The organism is Halobacterium wangiae (genome assembly GCF_021249345.1).
GTDB lineage: Archaea > Halobacteriota > Halobacteria > Halobacteriales > Halobacteriaceae > Halobacterium > Halobacterium wangiae.
The window spans coordinates 395718-412506 of the sequence record NZ_CP089588.1 but is presented as its reverse complement, the minus strand read 5'-3'; the positions used below and the strand labels follow the sequence as shown (position 1 = coordinate 412506).

Sequence of the window (16789 nt, the reverse complement as noted above, 5' to 3'; positions counted from 1 at the left end):
CTGTGGTTTTACGCTCGCCTCTTCCGGTAAAATTAAATACCCTGATTGCCTATACGCAGGCATAGATGCCATCGAATCTTCTCGGCACGAACGTCGAAGACGTCTTCGGCGCCGTCTTCGCGGCCGAACCGGACGCGCTGTTCGTCGTCAACCCCGCGGGGAGCACGGTCGAGCAGCTCGTCGACGCCGCGAACGCCTTCGACGGCGACCTGCCGTCGATCCGCGTGCTCGGCGACGAACGGACGCTCAAGGACGTCATGGACGACTTCATCGTGGCGAGCAACACCGCCAACCTCGTCGAATCCAGCGACCTCGAACTCCGCGTGCTCGGTGACGACGCCCGGAGCTCCATGCTGGTCACGGAGGACCAGACGGTCGCGCTCCTCGAGGCGGGCGGACTGGTCGGCGGTCTCGCCACCGACGACGCCGAGTTCACCGGAACGGCCTACGACTCCATCACCGAGGACTGGGAGGGCGCAGAGCAGTTCAACCTGCGCACGCCCGCCATCGACCGCGTCCGCCAGACGCTGAACGACGAGATCAGCCCCGAGGTCGAGGACGACTTCAGTGGCGTCCTCCAGTCCATGGAGACCGCCCGCGGCGACGGCGACGGCCTCGACGAGGTCACCGTCAGCCTGCTCGTCGCGGCGAAGAACCGCGAACTCCTCTACGACATCAGCAAGTGGGGCGAGGACGTCGGCATCGCCTCGAAGGCGACGTTCTCCCGCACGAAGACCAAACTCGAGGACCTCGGCCTCATCGACACCGAGAAGGTCCCCATCGACGTCGGCCGCCCGCGCCTCCGCCTGAAGCTCGCGGACGACCGCCTCGCCGACGCGCCGCCCGCGGAGCTCGCGAACGTCGCGCAGTCGATGCTGACGTAGTCGTTCGCCGACTCCGACTACCGAATCCCGTACTGTTTTCCCGTCCTCGCGCCTCCCAGTAGCCATGCTCCCGGAGGACTCCCCGTGACCGTCGCCGTCGTCGGCGACGGCCCCGCAGTGGACGCCGTCCGCGCCGCCTTGGGCGACGTGGACGCGACCGTCGAATCGACCGACGTCGCGGGTGTCGCGGACGCGACGCTCGGCGTCGTCGTCGGTGTCGCCGGCGCCGGCGGCTTCCGCGCCGCGAACGACCACGCACTGGCTGGCGGCACACCCCTGATCACCGTCGAAGTCGGCGGTCTCGGTGGTCACCCGCTCGCCGGCGTCGACGCGGGGGTCGCCGTCCTCGCGCCCGACGGCCCGTGTTTCGACTGCCTGGCTTCGCGTGTCGCGGCGACCGACCAGCAGCCAGCCGACGCCCCGAGCGCCGACCGGTCGGCGGTCCGCCTCGCCGGCGCCCACGCCGGCCGCCTCGCCGCAGACGCGCTCCGCGGGGACGCCCACCCGGGCACCGTCCTCGAACTCCCGCACGCCGAGCGGTACGTCGCGCCCGTCCCGCACTGCGACTGCGGCGACACCACCGACGACGCGCTCCGACGCGGCGGCGAGGACCGCTCGCTGGACGAGGCGCTCGCGGCGGCCGAACCGCTCGTCGACGACCGGGTCGGCCTGCTCACCGCCGTCGGCGAACGCGAGTCGTTCCCCGCGCCGTACTACCTCGCTGCCGTCAGCGACACGACTGGCTTCAGCGAAGCAGCGGCCGCAGCCCAGTCCGCCGGCGTCGACGTCGACTGGGACGCGGCCTACATGAAGGCAGTCGGCGAGGGCCTCGAACGCTACAGCGCGGGCGTCTACCGCGAGTCGGCGTTCCAGACGCACCCGCCGGACCACCCGGACGCCGTGGCGCCCGCCGCGTTCGTCCGCCCAGAGGACGCCACGACCCCCGCGGAACTCGACTGGGTGCGCGGCGAACACCTGCAGTCGGGCGACGAGGCGCTGCTCCCCGCGGACCGCGTCGTTTTCCCGCCGCCGGAGGGCTCGACCGGGCCGTCGATCACTACCGGTCTCGGTCTCGGGAACTCCGGGCGGGAGGCGCTCCTCTCGGGGCTCTACGAGACGGTCGAGCGCGACGCCACGATGCTCGCGTGGTACTCCACGTTCGACCCGCTCGGCCTCGCCGTCGAGGACGACGGCTTCGCCGAACTCGCGAAGCACGCCCGCGCCGAGAACCTCTCCGTCACGCCGCTGCTCTGCACGCAGGACGTCGACGTCCCCGTCGTCGCCGTCGCCGTCCACCGCGACGAGTGGCCGCGCTTCGCCGCCGGTTCGGCGGCCGACCTCGACCCGGAGGCCGCCGCGCGCTCCGCGCTCGCCGAGGCGCTCCAGAACTGGATGGAACTGCGCGCCATCGGCCGCGAGGACGCTCCCGACGAGGACGGTGCCATCGGGAAGTACGCCGACTTCCCCCGCGACGTCCGCGGGTTCGTCGACCCTGACACCACAATCCCCGCCGAGGAGGTCGGCCCCGCCGACTCGCCGACCGGCGACGCCGAACTCCGGGCCGCCCTGGACGCGCTCGCGGACGCCGACCTCGACGCCTACGCCGCCCGCCTCACCACCCGCGACGTCGAACGCGCCGGCTTCGAGGCCGTCCGCGTCCTCGTCCCCGGAGCACAGCCGCTGTTCGTCACCGAGCCGTTCTTCGGTGACCGCGCACGAGAGGTCCCCCGCGAGATGGGTTTCCAGGCTCGCCTGGACAGACCGTTCCACCCCTTCCCGTGAGCGACGCCACCGACGTCGGATCGTGCGGTCGTCCGCACCGAGTCGTCACCCCGAGTACGACGCTCTGACACACAGGAACGTCGGGTGTTCCAACCGTTTCTCGTAGGACTCCGGCTGCTTCTCCTCGAACGTCTCCCTGGGCTTCGGTTCGACCAGTTCGTCGAGTTCGAACCCGGTCTCGAGTAGCGGATTGACGACCTCGGAGAGCGGCCGGCGGTAGAACGGGACCGCGACTTCCTCGCCGGATGCCGACCACGTCATCCGCTCCTGTTCGACTTCGAAGTAGTTCTCGGCCTCGAACGCGACGTACTCGTCGACCGGGTGGTGGGCGGAGAACACGAGGAATCCACCCGGGCGGAGTACACGAGCGAACTCCGCGAACGGCTCTCGCCAGTCTTCGACGTAGTGGAGCGAGAGCCCACAGACGACACCGTCGAACTCGTCGTCGTCGGCGAACGCGAGTGGCTCCGTGATGTCCGCTCGACGTACGTCTGCCCGGTCGCCGACTCGTCGCTCCGCCCGTTCGAGCATCTCGGCGCTCTCGTCGACGGCGACGACGTCCGCCCCCTGCTCGACCAGCCACTCGGCGTACCGACCGTGTCCACAGCCCGCATCGAGGACGGTCATATCCGCTACGTCCGGCAGGAGGTCCGTCGTCGCAGGGAACTCCAGGTCCGCGCAGTACGGGTCCTCCTCCTGTGTCTCGTACGTCTCCGCCAACGTATCGTACGCGTCCGCAACGGTGGGGTTCTCGTCAGGCGGCATGAACAGTGTCGTGCGGCTCTCTTCGGAATAGTCGTTGCGGTCAGGTTACCGAGCGTTACCTATCCGTGACAGAGTGTAGAACACTGACCGAGTCTGTCCCGCTGACTCCTTCGACAGCGGATGACGGGCTACAGCAACCCGCCGACCGTCGCGCCGCCGGCGACGGTGTGGGGGACAGTGAGCGGCGTGACGCTGATCTCGTTGTCGACGCAGGCGTGGCGGTCGGTGCCGGCGGGGTCGGGGACGTCGCGTTCGAGGAACTGGTGCCAGAAGCGGTCCTCGACGTTGACACCGTTCTCGGTGAACTCGGCCCGGAGTTCGTACTGCTCGGTGGGTCGAGTGACGCGCCTGACCGGGTCGTCGGCGTGTTCGGTGGCGGGCGCGTTCACGGAGAGGTAGTCGGCGGTGGGGAGAAGGTCGCCGGCGACGAACGACGGGAGGACGTCGGCGACGGCCTCGGCGGGGAGTTCGAACTGGTCGTACTTTGGTTCCCAGTCGCCCTCGGGGTCGAACGCCCAGTCGTACATCGAGGCGGCGATAGCGGGGTAGCCGAGGAAGGAGGCCTCCATCGCGGCGCCGATGGTGCCCGAGCGCGCGAGGATGTGTGCGCCGAGGTTCGGCCCGTCGTTGCAACCCGAGACGACGACGTCGGGAGTCACGTCGAGGCCGGCGACGGCGAACGCGACGCAGTCGGCGGGCGTGCCGTCGACGGCGTAGCCGACGTCGCGTTCGTCGTAGTCGAACACCTGGAAGGTCCGCGTCTGACCGGTGCCGGACTGTTCGTCGGCCGGCGCGACGACGGTGACGTCGTGGTCCGCGCTCAGGCGGTCGTAGAGCGCGCGTATCCCGGGGGCGTCGATGCCGTCGTCGTTGGTCAGGAGGACGGACAGCGAGTCGGTCATAGTCGCCGTAGCGTGTCGGCGAAAGTATGCGTTGCGGAAGCGGACTCGGCCGCGGTCGCCGGTGACGCCGCGGTCCGACAGGCGGCTTTATTGTGGCCTGGCGTCACCGTCCGCCATGCTCGAAGCGTGGTTCCTGGACGTCGCGGGAACCGACCCAGTGATGCAAGCGCTCGTCGGTGGCGTCGTGATTGCCGGGCTGAACCTCGTCGGCGCGCTCAGCGTGGTGGTGTGGCGTGACCCCTCCCAGCGCTCGTTAGACGGCGCGCTCGGGTTCGCGGCCGGAGTGATGCTCGCAGCGAGTTTCACGAGCCTCATCATCCCCGGCATCGAGTTCGGCGGCGAGAACGGGCTCTACGAGGTCATCGCGGGCATCGCGCTCGGCGTCGTGCTGCTGGACCGGGCGGACCACTGGGTGCCACACGTGCACGTCCTCATCACCGGCCGCGAGCGCGCCGACCAGACCGTCTCGCAGGCCGACCTGGCGCCGCTGCTCCTGTTCATCGTCGCCATCACCATCCACAACATGCCGGAGGGGCTGGCGGTCGGCGTCGGGTTCGGCAGCGGGAACGTCGGCGAGGGACTGGCGCTGATGCTCGCTATCGGCATGCAGAACATCCCCGAGGGGCTGGCCGTCTCCGTCGCGGCCGTGAACGCGGGCTTCGACCGGACGACGTACGCCGCCCTCACGGGCATCCGGGCGGGGCTCGTGGAGATCCCGATGGTGCTCCTCGGCGCGTACGCGGTCTCCATCTCCGGCGCCATCCTCCCGTACGCGATGGGGTTCGCGGCGGGCGGCATGCTGTTCGTCATCAGTGACGAGATCGTCCCCGAGACACACTCCAACGGCCACGAGCGCGTGGCGACGCTGGGGCTGATGCTCGGCGTGGTCGTGATGCTGTACCTGGACGTGAGTCTCGCCTGACCGTGGAGGTGGACGGCGGCGAGAGCGGACCGTAAGGCAGAGGGCCGCCCCGTGTCAATCGAGGGTATGGACCAGAAGCGGGAGCTGACGAGCGTCGACCTCGTCGCCCTCACGGCCGAACTCAACGACTACAAGGGGGCGAAAGTCGACAAGGCCTACCTCTACGGGGACGACCTCGTCCGCCTGAAGATGCGGGACTTCGACCGCGGGCGGGTCGAACTCCTCCTCGAAGTCGGCGAGACGAAGCGCGCGCACGTCGCCGCCCCCGAGCACGTCCCGGACGCCCCCGGTCGGCCGCCGAACTTCGCGAAGATGCTGCGCAACCGCCTCTCCGGGGCGGACTTCCACGAGGTGCGCCAGCACGGCTTCGACCGCATCCTCGAGTTCGAGTTCCGCCGCGAGGACCAGGACACCACCATCGTCGTGGAACTGTTTGGCGACGGCAACGTCGCGGTGCTCGACCAGAACGGCGAGGTCGTCGACTGCCTGGAGACCGTGCGTCTCCAGTCCCGGACGGTCGCGGCGGGCGCTCAGTACGGCTTCCCGAGCGCCCGGGTCAACCCCATCGACCTCGACTTCGAGGCGTTCGCGGCGAAGATGTGCCAGTCGGACACGGACCTCGTGCGCACGCTCGCGACGCAACTCAACTTCGGCGGCCTCTACGCCGAGGAACTCTGCACGCGCGCCGGTGTCGAGAAGACGAAGGACATCGGGAAGGCCGACGAAGACGAGTTCCGCGTGCTCTACGACGAGAGCACGCGCCTCTTCGAGGGCATCCGCGCGGGCGAACTCGACCCGCGTGTGTACTTCGAGCGAGAGGACGGTGAGGACGAGGACGGGGCGCCGAACCGCGGCCAGCGCGTCGACGTGACGCCGATCCCGCTCCGCGAGCGCGAGGAGCTCCCGGCGGACGTCTTCGACCGGTTCAACGACGCCCTCGACGACTACTTCACGAACCTCGACACCACCGAGGAGGAGGAGAGCGGCGAGGCCGTCTCGCGGCCGGACTTCGAGGCGGAGATAGAGAAACAGAAACGCATCATCGAACAGCAACAGCAGGCCATCGACGACTTCGAGGAGCAGGCCGAGGCCGAACGCGAGAAGGCCGAACTGCTGTACGGCAACTACGACCTCGTCGACGAACTGCTCGGGGTCGTCGCGGACGCCCGCGACGCCGGCCACGGCTGGCAGGACATCGCCGAGCGCTTCGAGGAGGCCGCGGGCGACGTGCCCGGCGCGGACGTCTTCCTCGGGGTCAACGAGTCCAAAGGGACCGTCCGCGTGCGCATCGAGGACCACACCGTCGAACTCGACCCCGAGTCGGGCGTCGAGAAGAACGCCGACCGCATCTACACGGAGGCCAAGCGCATCGAGGAGAAACGCGAGGGCGCCCGGCAAGCCATCGAGAACACCCGCGGGGACCTCGAAGCCGCGAAGCGGCGCCGCGAGGAGTGGGAGGCCGAACCCGACGAACCGGACGAGGCGGAGGACGACGAGATGGCGGACGTCGACTGGCTCTCCCGGTCGTCCGTTCCCGTCCGGAACCAGGAGCAGTGGTACGAGCGGTTCCGCTGGTTCCGGACCTCGGAGGGGTTCCTCGTGCTCGGCGGCCGGAACGCCGACCAGAACGAGGAACTCGTGAAGAAGTACATGGACCGCTACGACCGCTTCTTCCACTCGCAGGCCCACGGTGGCCCCATCACGGTGCTGAAGACGTCCGCGCCGAGCGAACCTTCCAAGGACATCGAGGTGCCCGAGGCGAGCAAGCGCCAGGCCGCCCAGTTCGCGGTCTGTTGCTCCTCCGTGTGGAAGGACGGCCGCGGCGCCGGCGACGCCTACATGGTCTCCCCAGATCAGGTGTCGAAGACACCCGAGAGCGGCGAGTACCTGGAGAAGGGCGGGTTCGCCATCCGCGGCGACCGCACGTACTTCCGTGACCTCCCCGCGGAGTGGGCCGTCGGCATCGCCTGCGAACCGAACACCCGCGTCCTCGGCGGCCCCATCGAGGCGGTCCGCGACCAGGTGGAGACGCTCGTCGAACTCGAACCCGGCCGGTACGCGCAGGGCGACGCCGCCAAGCGAATCTACCGGACGTTCCGCGAGCGGTTCGCCGACCAGTCGTTCGTCCGGAAGGTCGCCAGCCCCGACGAGATCCAGAAGTACATGCCCCCCGGTGGGAGTCGGATTCGGGACTAGAGCTGGTTCACGGTAGCTTTCGCTTTGGTTCTGCGTGAGATAGTGATAACACCAAGAAAGCCCCAGCCGTCTCGACGAACCCGGACGAAGTAAGCACCGCAGGCCGAAGGCCGAGGAGCGCAACGAGGCCCGGGAGTCGAGACGGTCGCCCCTTTCAGCCCCACCCAGACTGATTGACCAGCCAGCAACAGGCGGACTGAAAGGGGCGGGTGGCTGCGCGAACCCCGGCGACGCAAGCACTGGAACGGCCGAGCAACGCGAGGGAGTGAAGCGCGCAGCGAGCCGCGGGAGCGCAGCCACCCGGGGCTTTCTGGGTAGTCTATACAGTCTCGCGAGCGAGCAATTCTCAACTAGATATTCGCCGAACTGAGAGTAGCAGGACACTTGACCGTCGCCCCACTCCCCCTACGTATGCAACTGAAGGAGCGCCGGCGGGTCGAGGGCGGCGCCGAGCGCATCACGCTCGTCCCCGAGAGCCTCGACGACCTCTGGCACCTCGCGTACGTCCTCGAACCCGGGGACCTCGTGGCGGGTGACACCCACCGCCGCATCCAGCGCAACGACGACCAGATGCGGGACACGGGCGGGGAGCGCGAGCACATGTTCGTCACCCTCGACGTCGAGGACGTGGAGTTCCACAAGTTCTCGAACCGTCTCCGGGTCGCTGGCACCATCGCGGACTGCTCGCGGGAGGACCAGCTCGGGATGCACCACACGCTGAACGTCGAGGACCGCGAGGAGATCGAGGTCGAGAAGCACTGGAAACCCGACCAGCTCGAACGGCTGAACGAGGCCGTCGAGGCCACCGACCAGCCGGACGTCGCCATCGCGACGGTCGAGGAGGGCGAGGCCCACATCCACGTCGTCCAGCAGTACGGCGTCGACGAACAGGGGTCGTTCACGGCGACGACCGGGAAGGGCGAACAGAACGACCGCGGTCGCGACGAGCTGTTCGCGACGCTCGCCGACGCGCTCGCGCGCATGCGAGCCGACGCCATCATCCTCGCTGGCCCCGGGTTCACGAAACAGGACGCCCTCGCCTACGTCACCGAGGAGTACCCCGACCTGCAGGACAAGATCACGATGGTGGACACGAGCGCGGTGGGCGGCCGCGGCGTCCACGAGGTGCTCAAGCGCGGCGCCGTCGAGGAGGTCCAGGAGCAGACCCGCATCGCCGAGGAGTCCGAGCTCATCGACGAACTCACCACGCAGATTGCCACCGAGGGGAAGGCCGCCTACGGCGTCGACGCGGTGGCCGAGGCGGTGGAGTTCGGCGCGGTGGAGTCCCTCCTCATCCTCGACGAGCGACTGCGGATGGAGCGCGCGGGCGAGGGCGACTGGGACGTCGACGTCAACGACCTCGTGACGGACGTCGAACAGCAGGGCGGGGACGTCACCGTGTTCAGCCACGAGTTCGCGCCCGGCGAACAGCTCCGGAACCTCGGCGGCATCGCGGCCGTGCTGCGCTACCGGCTGGACTGAGTCGACAGCAGGGCTGCGCTTCCGGTAGCGCTGGCACCACGTCAGCGGGGACTCCTCACGCACCCAGCCGGCATCGGGAACCGAAGTTCCGACTCAGCGAAGCCGCTGTACGATCCGGGAGAGTATCGACACAGCCGTGCCGATACCGGGGATACGAGTGGAGAGTGCAGCGGCACCGAGGAGCAACACACCCTGTTTTCTGCGCCCCCGGGCGAACGCCATCGCCGCGTCGATCACTGTCGAGACGATACTGATCTTGTTCGCGGATCTGGTGTTGAATGCCGCCATCGGTACTCGACGTGGGTAGGTGGCGAACCGGTAAGTACCACACCCATGCTACGACGCGCCTTCTCCCGAAATTCTAGCTCGTGATTGTCGGATATCTAAAGACAGTACCCGCACAGTCCGACGTACCGACTGTTCTGTTCTACGTCGAGACTCTGGCTGCGGATGGGAACCGTGCTAGCGATCACTTCAGATCTCGATTTCGAGCCCGTCCCGTGCGAACGTCACGTCGCCGTCGTAGTGGCGCGCTATCGACTCTCGCATCTCGTCGTGCTTGCCGTCCGTGTGCGGGTAGAGGTGCGTGAGGTAGAGGTCGTCGACGTCGGCGTCGACCAGCGACGCACCCAACTGCGTGGGAGTCGGGTGGTTGGCGACGTCGACCTCGTCGGGGAACGAGCAGTCGTGGACGAGCACCGACGCGCCCTCGGCGAACGCCGCCATCCCGTCGAGGGCCTCCGTGTCGCCGCTGAACACGAGTTCACCGTCGAACTTGTACGCGTAGCCGGCCATCGAGTGGATCGTCTCGATGGCCTCGACGTCGAAGCCCGCCACCTCGAAGCGCGGCGGTTCGACGTCGCGCAGCGTCAGGTCGACGCGTCCCTGGAGGTAGTCGTGGACGTCCAGCAGGTCGGTCACGAGGTCCTCGGTCCCCGGCGGTCCCACGACGGTCAGGGACTCCTCGCCGGCGAGCCAGCGCGCCTTCAGCAGGACGAGCAGGTCGCTGACATGGTCGAGGTGGTGGTGCGTGAGCAGGACGGTGTCCACGCCCTCGTAGCCGACGTCGGTCCGGGAGAGCGTGTGGAGGACGCCGCTGCCGCAGTCGACGAGCAGACGAGTTCCGGGTTTCTCCACCAGCAACCCGGTCTGCATCCGCTCGCCGGTCGGCATCGCGCTCCCGGTGCCGAGGAACGTCAGTCGCATACTCGAACCCCGGACTGCGCGCCGGGTAACGGTTTCGGCACGCTACTCCCGGTCGGTGTCGACGGCGTGTGCGAGCAACTCGAAGTCGCTCGCCTCGACCGGGTGGGCGAGCACGCGCGCCGGCCGTTCGAGCAGCCAGCCGAGGACGTGCTCGGCGAGCGGTTCTGACGCTGGCATCGTGGAGACAGAACGGGAACTCTCGGACGGCCGAGAGGACGGGGACGTACGGTCGGCTTACGCCGTCGCGAGAGCGCCGGTCGAACCCCGGACCGCCCCGGGGTAACTGTCACGTACTCCGACCGGCGTCAGACACTTGTCGGCCGGGACCCAACGACGACAGGAATGGCGACCGAGTCGGAGGCGCTGGCGGGGTCGGGCGCGACCGACCGCGAGATTCTCGACGCCCTCGACCCCGCGGTCCGGGAGTGGTGGGTCGACCGGTTCGGCCCGCCGACCCAGGACGGCGGCTGTCTCACGCCGCCACAGCGCGAGGCGATTCCGCTCGTCCAGCAGGGCGCGAACGCGCTCGTCGCGGCGCCGACGGGGAGCGGCAAGACGCTCGCGTCGTTCACCGCGATCCTGAACGAACTGTTCGAGCGCGAGCGCACGGAGGGCCTCGAGAACGGGGTCTACTGCCTCTACGTCTCGCCGCTGAAGTCTCTCGCCAACGACATCGAGCGGAATCTCGCCGAACCCCTGGAGGGCATCGCCGACAACCTCTCCGACCGGGGGGTGGAGACCGACGTTCGACAGGCCATCCGCCACGGCGACACCACGAGTTACGAGCGCCAGCAGATGCTCGAGGAGGCACCCCACATCCTCAACACGACGCCGGAGACGCTCGCCATCCTGCTGAACTCGCCGAAGTTCCGGGAGCGCCTGGAGCGCGTCGAGTACGTCGTCGTCGACGAGATACACAGCCTCGCGGACTCCAAGCGCGGCACCCACCTCTCGGTGAGCCTCGAACGCCTCCAGCGGCTGGCGGGCGGGTTCACGCGCATCGGCTGCTCGGCGACGGTCGAACCGCTGTCGGACATCGCACGGTTCCTCGTCGGCTTCGACGAGCAGGGAGCGGCGCGGGACTGCGAACTCGTCGACGCCCGGTTCGCCCGCGACTACGACCTCGAACTCCACTGTCCGCGCCCGGACCTCGTGAACGCCTCCTCGGGGGCCATCAACGACGCGTTCTACGACGAACTCGGTGACCTCGTCGGCGGCGCGGAGAGCACGCTCGTGTTCACGAACACGCGGTCGGGCGCCGAGCGCGTCCTGGAGAACCTCCGCGAGCGCGGCATCGTCGGGGAGGAGCGGTCGGCCTGCCACCACGGCAGTCTCTCGAAGGACCGTCGGAAGGACGTCGAGCGGCGGCTGAAGGAGGGGAGCCTGGACGTCACCACGACGTCGACGAGCCTCGAACTCGGCATCGACATGCCCCACGTGGACCTCGTTGTGCAGGTCGGCTCCCCGAAGTCCGTCGCCAGCCTGCTCCAGCGCGTCGGCCGTGCGGGCCACCGCCCCGGCCGGACGGTAACGGGTCGGGTCATCGCGCTCGACCGCGACGAACTCGTCGAGTGTGCGGTGATGCTCCGGCAGGCCGAGCGCGGGTTCGTCGACCGCGTCCACATCCCCGAGCGCGCTCAAGACGTCGCCGCCCAGCACGTCTACGGGATGGCCATCGAGGGGCCGCTGCGGGACAGCGAGGTGCTGGAGACACTGCGGTCGGCGTACCCCTACCGGGAGTACGGCGACGACGAGTACGAGACGCTGCTGCGCTACCTCACCGCCGACTACGACGGCCTCGAGGACCGCCGCGTCTACGCGAAGGTGTGGCGCGACGAGAACGACGCCCCGGAGGGTGAACACCACTACCCCGACTTCGACGTCGGCGAACGCCTCGTCGGGAAGCGCGGCCGACTCGCGCGCCCCATCCTCCTCCAGAATATCGGGACTATCCCGGACTCCTTCACTGTGAACGTCTACGTCCGGGGCGACGACGACTGGGTCGGCCAGCTCGACGAGGGCTACCTCGACACGCTCGAGGCGGGCGACGTGTTCGTGCTCGGCGGCGACCGGTTCGCCTACCGCTACCGCCGCGGGTCGAAGGTGTACGTCGACCGGACGAGCGAGCGCGCGACGGTGCCGTCGTGGTTCTCCGAGCGCCTCCCGCTGTCCTACGACCTGGGCCGCGAGATCGCGCGCTTCCAGGGCGAACTCCTCAAGAAGATGGACGCGGGCGGCCCCGCGGCGGTCAGGCGGTGGCTCCGCGAGTTCCCCATCGACGGGGACGCCGTCCGCGCGCTCGCCCGGATGTACGACGACCAGGTGGCGTACGCGGGCACGGAGAGCGTGAGCACGCCCGAGCGCATCGCCGTCGAGGAGGTGAAGGACCGCGACGAGTACCGGCGGCGCTACCACGTCCGCACGCCGTACGGCCGGCGGTTCAACGACGGTCTCTCGCGACTGCTCGCCTACCGCTGTGCGAACGAGGCGAACGCGAACGTCGCCGTCTCCGTGGCGGACAACGGGTTCACGCTGTCGATGCCGCTCAACCGGAAGGTCGACGTGACGGGCCTCCTGCGGAAGACCGACCCGGCGGACGCCCGCAAGAACTTGCGGCGCGCGCTCCGCGAGACGGACCTCCTGAAGCGGTACTTCCGCATCAACGCGACGCGCGCGCTGCTCATCCTGAAACGCTACAAGGGCTACGAGAAGTCCGCGAGCAAGCAGCAGGTCGCCAGCGAGATGCTGCTCGGCTTCGCCGAGGACTTAGAGGAGTTCGCTGTCATCGAGGAGACCTACCGCGAACTCGTCGAGGACAAACTCGACCTCGCGGGCGTCACGGAGGTGCTGGCCCGCGTGCAGGCCGGCGAGGTGGAGATCCGGAAGACGTCGCTCACGTCCCCGTCGCCGCTGTCGTTCGGCCTCGCCACGCTGTCGGCCAGCGACGTCGTGCTCGCGGACGACGAGGACGCCGTGCTCCGGGAGTTCCACGAGCGCGTGCGCGAGCAGGTCGGGGACGAGTAGCAGACGAGGCCAGCGGTGTCAGCCGAGGTACGGGCGGAGGACGGCGCCGAACCCCGCGATGCCGATACAGACGGCGACGATGGCGCCGACGCCCGTCGCCGCGAGCAGGCCGTTGATGGTTGCCGCGACGAGGAGCGCTTTGAGCCAGCCATCCTCGTGGCCGACCAGGCGGTCGGCGATGGCGAGGTAGGCGACGGCCGCACCGGCGGCCCACAGCACGTACGCGACCAGCAGCAGCGGAATCGCGACGAGGATGCCGACGATCGTGAGGACGAGCACCACGGCGACGACGAACAGCGCGATGGAGACGAGGAGGCCGTAGGCGAACGAGCCGACGGGGTCGTCGAGGACGGCCTCCATCAGGGCCTCGGTGCGCTCGGGGAATACGGCGACGGCGATGGCGCCGACGACGAGCGTCGTGAGGAACGCCCCGACGGCACCGCCCGCGAGTCCCTCGCCGACGGTGACGTCGACGCCCGAACCAGCCAGTGCCAGCAGCGACCTCGTGACTGCCTCGGAGACGAGTTCCTGCATCGTCGAAGAAGTTGTGCGGCCACGACATAAACGAGTGGGGGGAGTGACAGCGCCCCGCACTAAAATATAATTTAGATTACAGTTATGGGGGTGGCGTCCCGCTTTCCTCCCATGGTGAACACTCACCAGTCGAACACGGCGACGGCCCGGGACCCACGGCAGGGATGGCCGCCTATCCACGAGGCAGACCCGTCGACACTCGAGGCCGCACCGGCGCCCGTCGAGGACAGCGTGGCGGAGACGGGGACGACGGTCGTCGGTCTCACGACGGCGGACGGGGTCGTCATGGCGGCCGACCGCCGGGCGAGCGTCGGCGGCCGACTCGTCACGAATAAGCGCACGCAGAAGGTCGAACAGCTCCACCCCACCGCAGCCGCCGCACTGTCTGGCGCCGTGGGCCACATCCAGCAGTTCGTCCGGGTGCTGCGGGCGGAGGCGCGCCTCTACGAGAACCGCCGGAGCGAGGACCTGACGATGACCGCACTCGCGACGCTGGCGGGAAACGTCCTCCGGAGCGCCCCGCTCCAGGTCACGCCGCTGCTCGGCGGCGTCGACGAGGACGGCGGCCACGTCTTCAGCCTCGACGGCGGCGGTGGCGTCCTCTCGGACAGCTACGCCGCGGGCGGCAGCGGGATGCAGCTAGCGTACGGCGTGCTCGAACAGCACTTCGAGGACGACCTGACCGCCGAGGCGGGCCGGAGCGTCGCCGCGCAGGCGATAGCCAGCGCCAGCGAGCGCGACACGGCCAGCGGGAATGGCCTCACCGTCGCCACGATAACGAGCGAGGGCGTCGCGTTCGACGAGTTCGACGGCGTCTCGGAGGTGGCCTGATGCAGAACGCCGACCAGCAGGCCTACGACCGCGGGACGACCATCTTCTCGCCGGACGGCCGACTCTACCAGGTCGAGTACGCCCGCGAGGCGGTGAAGCAGGGCTCCCCGGTCGTCGGGGTCCGCGGCGAGGACAGCGTCGTACTGGCCTCCCACGTCCCTCGACGGTCGCCGCTCGTGAACCCGGGTAGCGTCGAGAAGCTGTTCGCCGTCGACGACCACGTCGCCATCGGGAGCGCCGGTCACGCGGCCGACACGCGCCGACTCGTAGACCTCGCCCGCCGGAGCGCGCAGGACGAACACGTCCGGTACGGCGAGGCGGCGAGCGTCGACGCGCTGACGACGAGCGTGGCCGACCACCTCCAGGAGTACACGCAGACCGGCGGCGCGCGCCCGTACGGGACGGCGCTGCTCGTCGGCGGCTACGACGACGGCCCGCAGCTGTTCGAGATCGACCCCTCGGGGGCGACCCGCGAGTGGCGCGCCGACGCGGTCGGGCACGGCGCGGGCGACGCCATCGAGCGCTTCGAGGACGAGTACGCCCCACCCCTGACGGAGCGCGACGCGCTCTCCCTGGCACTCCTGGGGCTCGACACTGCCGTCGAGGACCTCTCGGTCGACGACGTGGAGGTGGCGACCGTCACTGCGGACGGGTACGAAGTAGTGGCCGACGACCGGCTCGAAGCGGCGTTCGACGCGGAGACGGAGTGAGAACTGAACGCGGCGTCAGCTAGCGCGGCGGTCGCCGTCGTCGGTGAACGTACCGGCCAGGACGGCGGCCGCTGCCCGGCGCCCGGCGGGGGTCAGCACGTAGCCCTCCGGGGTCTTCTGTACGAACTGGCCGTCCAGCTGCCGCAGGTGGTAGGCGAAGCGCGCGGAACTGTCGCTGCCGACGAGTTCCTGTATCTCTGCGAACGACTGGGGGCCCGAACTGTCGTGTTCCGCACGGGCCAACTGGACGAGCACCGCGACGCGGACCTCGCTGGCGAGCGCCTGGAACGCCTCGCTCGCCGCCCCCTCGTCGGGTCGCTCGTCGAACGCGAGGGCGTCGACCTCCGCGGGGACTGGAGACAGCCCGGACTCCTCCCGGACGCCGTCGTAGTCGTTCGCCTCCTCCATTGCTGGAGCAGTCCGGGACGGGTCGCAAAAAGGACTGGGGTCCCGGCAGGACGCTTCCTGGTCGCCCGCGAGTCCGCGACCTGCCGTAGCCCCTACCTCTATCCGCCAGTCGGCCGTAGGTCGAGTCGATGCGAGTCGCAGCATTCACCGAACTGACGGGTCCGGACGGCGTCTCCGTCGTTGAGCAGCCGACCCCAACGGCCGACGCCGGTGAGGCGGTCGTCGACGTCGAAGCGTGCGCCATCAACCACCACGACCTCTGGATTCTGGAGGGCGACTCGGCGATGGTCGACGCCGACGACCTGCCGTTCGTCAGCGGCCTCGACGTCGCCGGGACGGTCCGCGAGGTAGGCGAGGGCGTGACGGCCGTCGAACCCGGCGACCGCGTCGTGCTCTGCCCGAACGAGACGTGTGGTGTCTGCCGGTTCTGCCGCGAGGGGCCGGAGAACCTCTGCGAGAACTTCTCACTCTACCACGGCGGCCTGGCGGAGGCCGCACTGGTGGACGCCGACCGTCTCGTCGCGCTCCCCGACTCCGTGGACGCGACCACGGCCGCCGCGGTGCCGACGGCGTACATGACCGCCCACCACATGCTCCGCCGCGCGCAGGTCGGCCCCAACGACCTCGTGTTCGTGCCGGGCGTCACCGGCGGTGTCGGAGTCGCCGCCGTCCAGCTCGCCGACGTGTTCGGCGCACAGAGCGTCGGGACGTCCTCGTCGCGGGAGAAACTCGACCGGACGACCGAACTCGGCCTCGACCACGCCGTCGAGGGGACCGACCCCGACGCCATCCGCGAGGACGTCGCGGTGATCGGGACGCCGGACGCGGTACTGAACCACCTCGGCGGCGAGTACACGCAGGTCGGCCTGGACGTCCTCCGCCGCGGCGGTCGGATGGTCGTCTGCGGTCGGACCGCGGGAACGGAGTCCACCATCGACGTTCCCGACCTCTACCTCGGCCACAAGCGCGTGATCGGCAGCACGATGGGGACGCAGGCCGACCTGGAGACGCTCGTGGACCTAGTCGCGGACGGACGCCTCGAACCCGAGGTCGCAGAGACCTACCCGCTCGACGAGACCGGCGACGCGTTCGCCGCGATGCAGAACAGGGAGAGCGTCGGGAAACTCGTCGTCACGAACTGAG

Annotated in this window: 16 protein-coding genes; 9 read left to right on the top strand and 7 right to left on the bottom strand. The window is 69.3% G+C overall.

Going from position 1 to position 16789, the window contains the following annotated elements; all coding sequences use genetic code 11:
* Positions 1–65: 65 nt before the first annotated feature.
* A complete protein-coding gene (tbsP, locus tag LT965_RS02200; RefSeq protein ID WP_232702379.1) occupies positions 66–884 on the top strand; it encodes a transcriptional regulator TbsP in 819 nt (272 codons plus the stop codon).
* 84 nt (positions 885–968) lie between these two features.
* A complete protein-coding gene (locus tag LT965_RS02195) occupies positions 969–2666 on the top strand; it encodes a YcaO-like family protein (RefSeq protein WP_232702378.1) in 1698 nt (565 codons plus the stop codon).
* 45 nt (positions 2667–2711) lie between these two features.
* On the opposite strand, the gene LT965_RS02190 is transcribed toward LT965_RS02195, so the two are convergent.
* Together LT965_RS02190 and surE are read right to left on the bottom strand one after the other, a co-directional pair.
* Positions 2712–3431: a class I SAM-dependent methyltransferase gene (locus LT965_RS02190; protein WP_232702377.1), complete on the bottom strand. Its 720-nt coding sequence runs from the start codon at positions 3429–3431 to the stop codon at positions 2712–2714.
* Positions 3432–3559: 128 nt separating this feature from the next.
* Positions 3560–4333, bottom strand: coding sequence for a 5'/3'-nucleotidase SurE (gene surE, locus LT965_RS02185; protein ID WP_232702376.1), 774 nt, complete (start codon positions 4331–4333; stop codon positions 3560–3562).
* A 115-nt stretch (positions 4334–4448) separates the two neighbouring features.
* On the opposite strand from surE, the gene LT965_RS02180 reads away from it, so the two are divergent.
* From LT965_RS02180 to LT965_RS02170, 3 genes are all read left to right on the top strand, one after another.
* Positions 4449–5255: a ZIP family metal transporter gene (locus LT965_RS02180; protein ID WP_232702375.1), complete on the top strand. Its 807-nt coding sequence runs from the start codon at positions 4449–4451 to the stop codon at positions 5253–5255.
* Between the two features lie 66 nt (positions 5256–5321).
* Complete coding sequence (gene rqcH, locus LT965_RS02175; protein WP_232702374.1) at positions 5322–7451, top strand: ribosome rescue protein RqcH; 2130 nt, start codon at positions 5322–5324, stop codon at positions 7449–7451.
* A gap of 411 nt (positions 7452–7862) precedes the next feature.
* Positions 7863–8933 (top strand): mRNA surveillance protein pelota, encoded by a 1071-nt coding sequence (locus tag LT965_RS02170; RefSeq protein WP_232702373.1) that lies wholly within the window; start codon positions 7863–7865, stop codon positions 8931–8933.
* A 93-nt stretch (positions 8934–9026) separates the two neighbouring features.
* Here LT965_RS02170 and LT965_RS02165 read toward each other — a convergent pair whose 3' ends face one another.
* The 3 genes from LT965_RS02165 to LT965_RS16535 all read right to left on the bottom strand — a co-directional run bounded on the left by LT965_RS02165 (position 9027) and on the right by LT965_RS16535 (position 10316).
* Positions 9027–9221: a hypothetical protein gene (locus LT965_RS02165; RefSeq protein WP_232702372.1), complete on the bottom strand. Its 195-nt coding sequence runs from the start codon at positions 9219–9221 to the stop codon at positions 9027–9029.
* A 186-nt stretch (positions 9222–9407) separates the two neighbouring features.
* Positions 9408–10139, bottom strand: coding sequence for an MBL fold metallo-hydrolase (locus LT965_RS02160; RefSeq protein WP_232702371.1), 732 nt, complete (start codon positions 10137–10139; stop codon positions 9408–9410).
* 42 nt (positions 10140–10181) lie between these two features.
* Positions 10182–10316 carry a hypothetical protein gene (locus LT965_RS16535; RefSeq protein ID WP_269782707.1) on the bottom strand — a complete coding sequence of 45 codons (135 nt, stop codon included), beginning with the start codon at positions 10314–10316 and terminating at the stop codon, positions 10182–10184.
* A gap of 165 nt (positions 10317–10481) precedes the next feature.
* On the opposite strand from LT965_RS16535, the gene LT965_RS02155 reads away from it, so the two are divergent.
* Positions 10482–13163, top strand: a complete 2682-nt coding sequence (locus tag LT965_RS02155; protein ID WP_232702370.1) for an ATP-dependent helicase — start codon at positions 10482–10484, stop codon at positions 13161–13163.
* Positions 13164–13181: 18 nt separating this feature from the next.
* On the opposite strand, the gene LT965_RS02150 is transcribed toward LT965_RS02155, so the two are convergent.
* Positions 13182–13697: a DUF8173 domain-containing protein gene (locus tag LT965_RS02150; protein WP_232702369.1), complete on the bottom strand. Its 516-nt coding sequence runs from the start codon at positions 13695–13697 to the stop codon at positions 13182–13184.
* Between the two features lie 84 nt (positions 13698–13781).
* Between LT965_RS02150 and LT965_RS02145 the strand changes: the two genes are divergently transcribed.
* On the top strand, positions 13782–14528 hold the full coding sequence (locus tag LT965_RS02145; protein ID WP_432419303.1) for an Ntn hydrolase family protein: 747 nt from the start codon (positions 13782–13784) through the stop codon (positions 14526–14528).
* On the top strand, positions 14528–15238 hold the full coding sequence (locus LT965_RS02140) for an archaeal proteasome endopeptidase complex subunit alpha (protein ID WP_232702367.1): 711 nt from the start codon (positions 14528–14530) through the stop codon (positions 15236–15238). Before LT965_RS02145 ends, LT965_RS02140 begins: the two co-directional genes overlap by 1 nt.
* Positions 15239–15253: 15 nt before the next feature.
* Here the strand turns inward: LT965_RS02140 and LT965_RS02135 are convergent, their stop codons facing one another.
* Positions 15254–15646 (bottom strand): ArsR/SmtB family transcription factor, encoded by a 393-nt coding sequence (locus LT965_RS02135; protein ID WP_232702366.1) that lies wholly within the window; start codon positions 15644–15646, stop codon positions 15254–15256.
* A gap of 128 nt (positions 15647–15774) precedes the next feature.
* Here LT965_RS02135 and LT965_RS02130 point away from each other — a divergent pair, with 128 nt between their 5' ends.
* Positions 15775–16788: an alcohol dehydrogenase catalytic domain-containing protein gene (locus LT965_RS02130; protein ID WP_232702365.1), complete on the top strand. Its 1014-nt coding sequence runs from the start codon at positions 15775–15777 to the stop codon at positions 16786–16788.
* Position 16789: the final 1 nt, after the last annotated feature.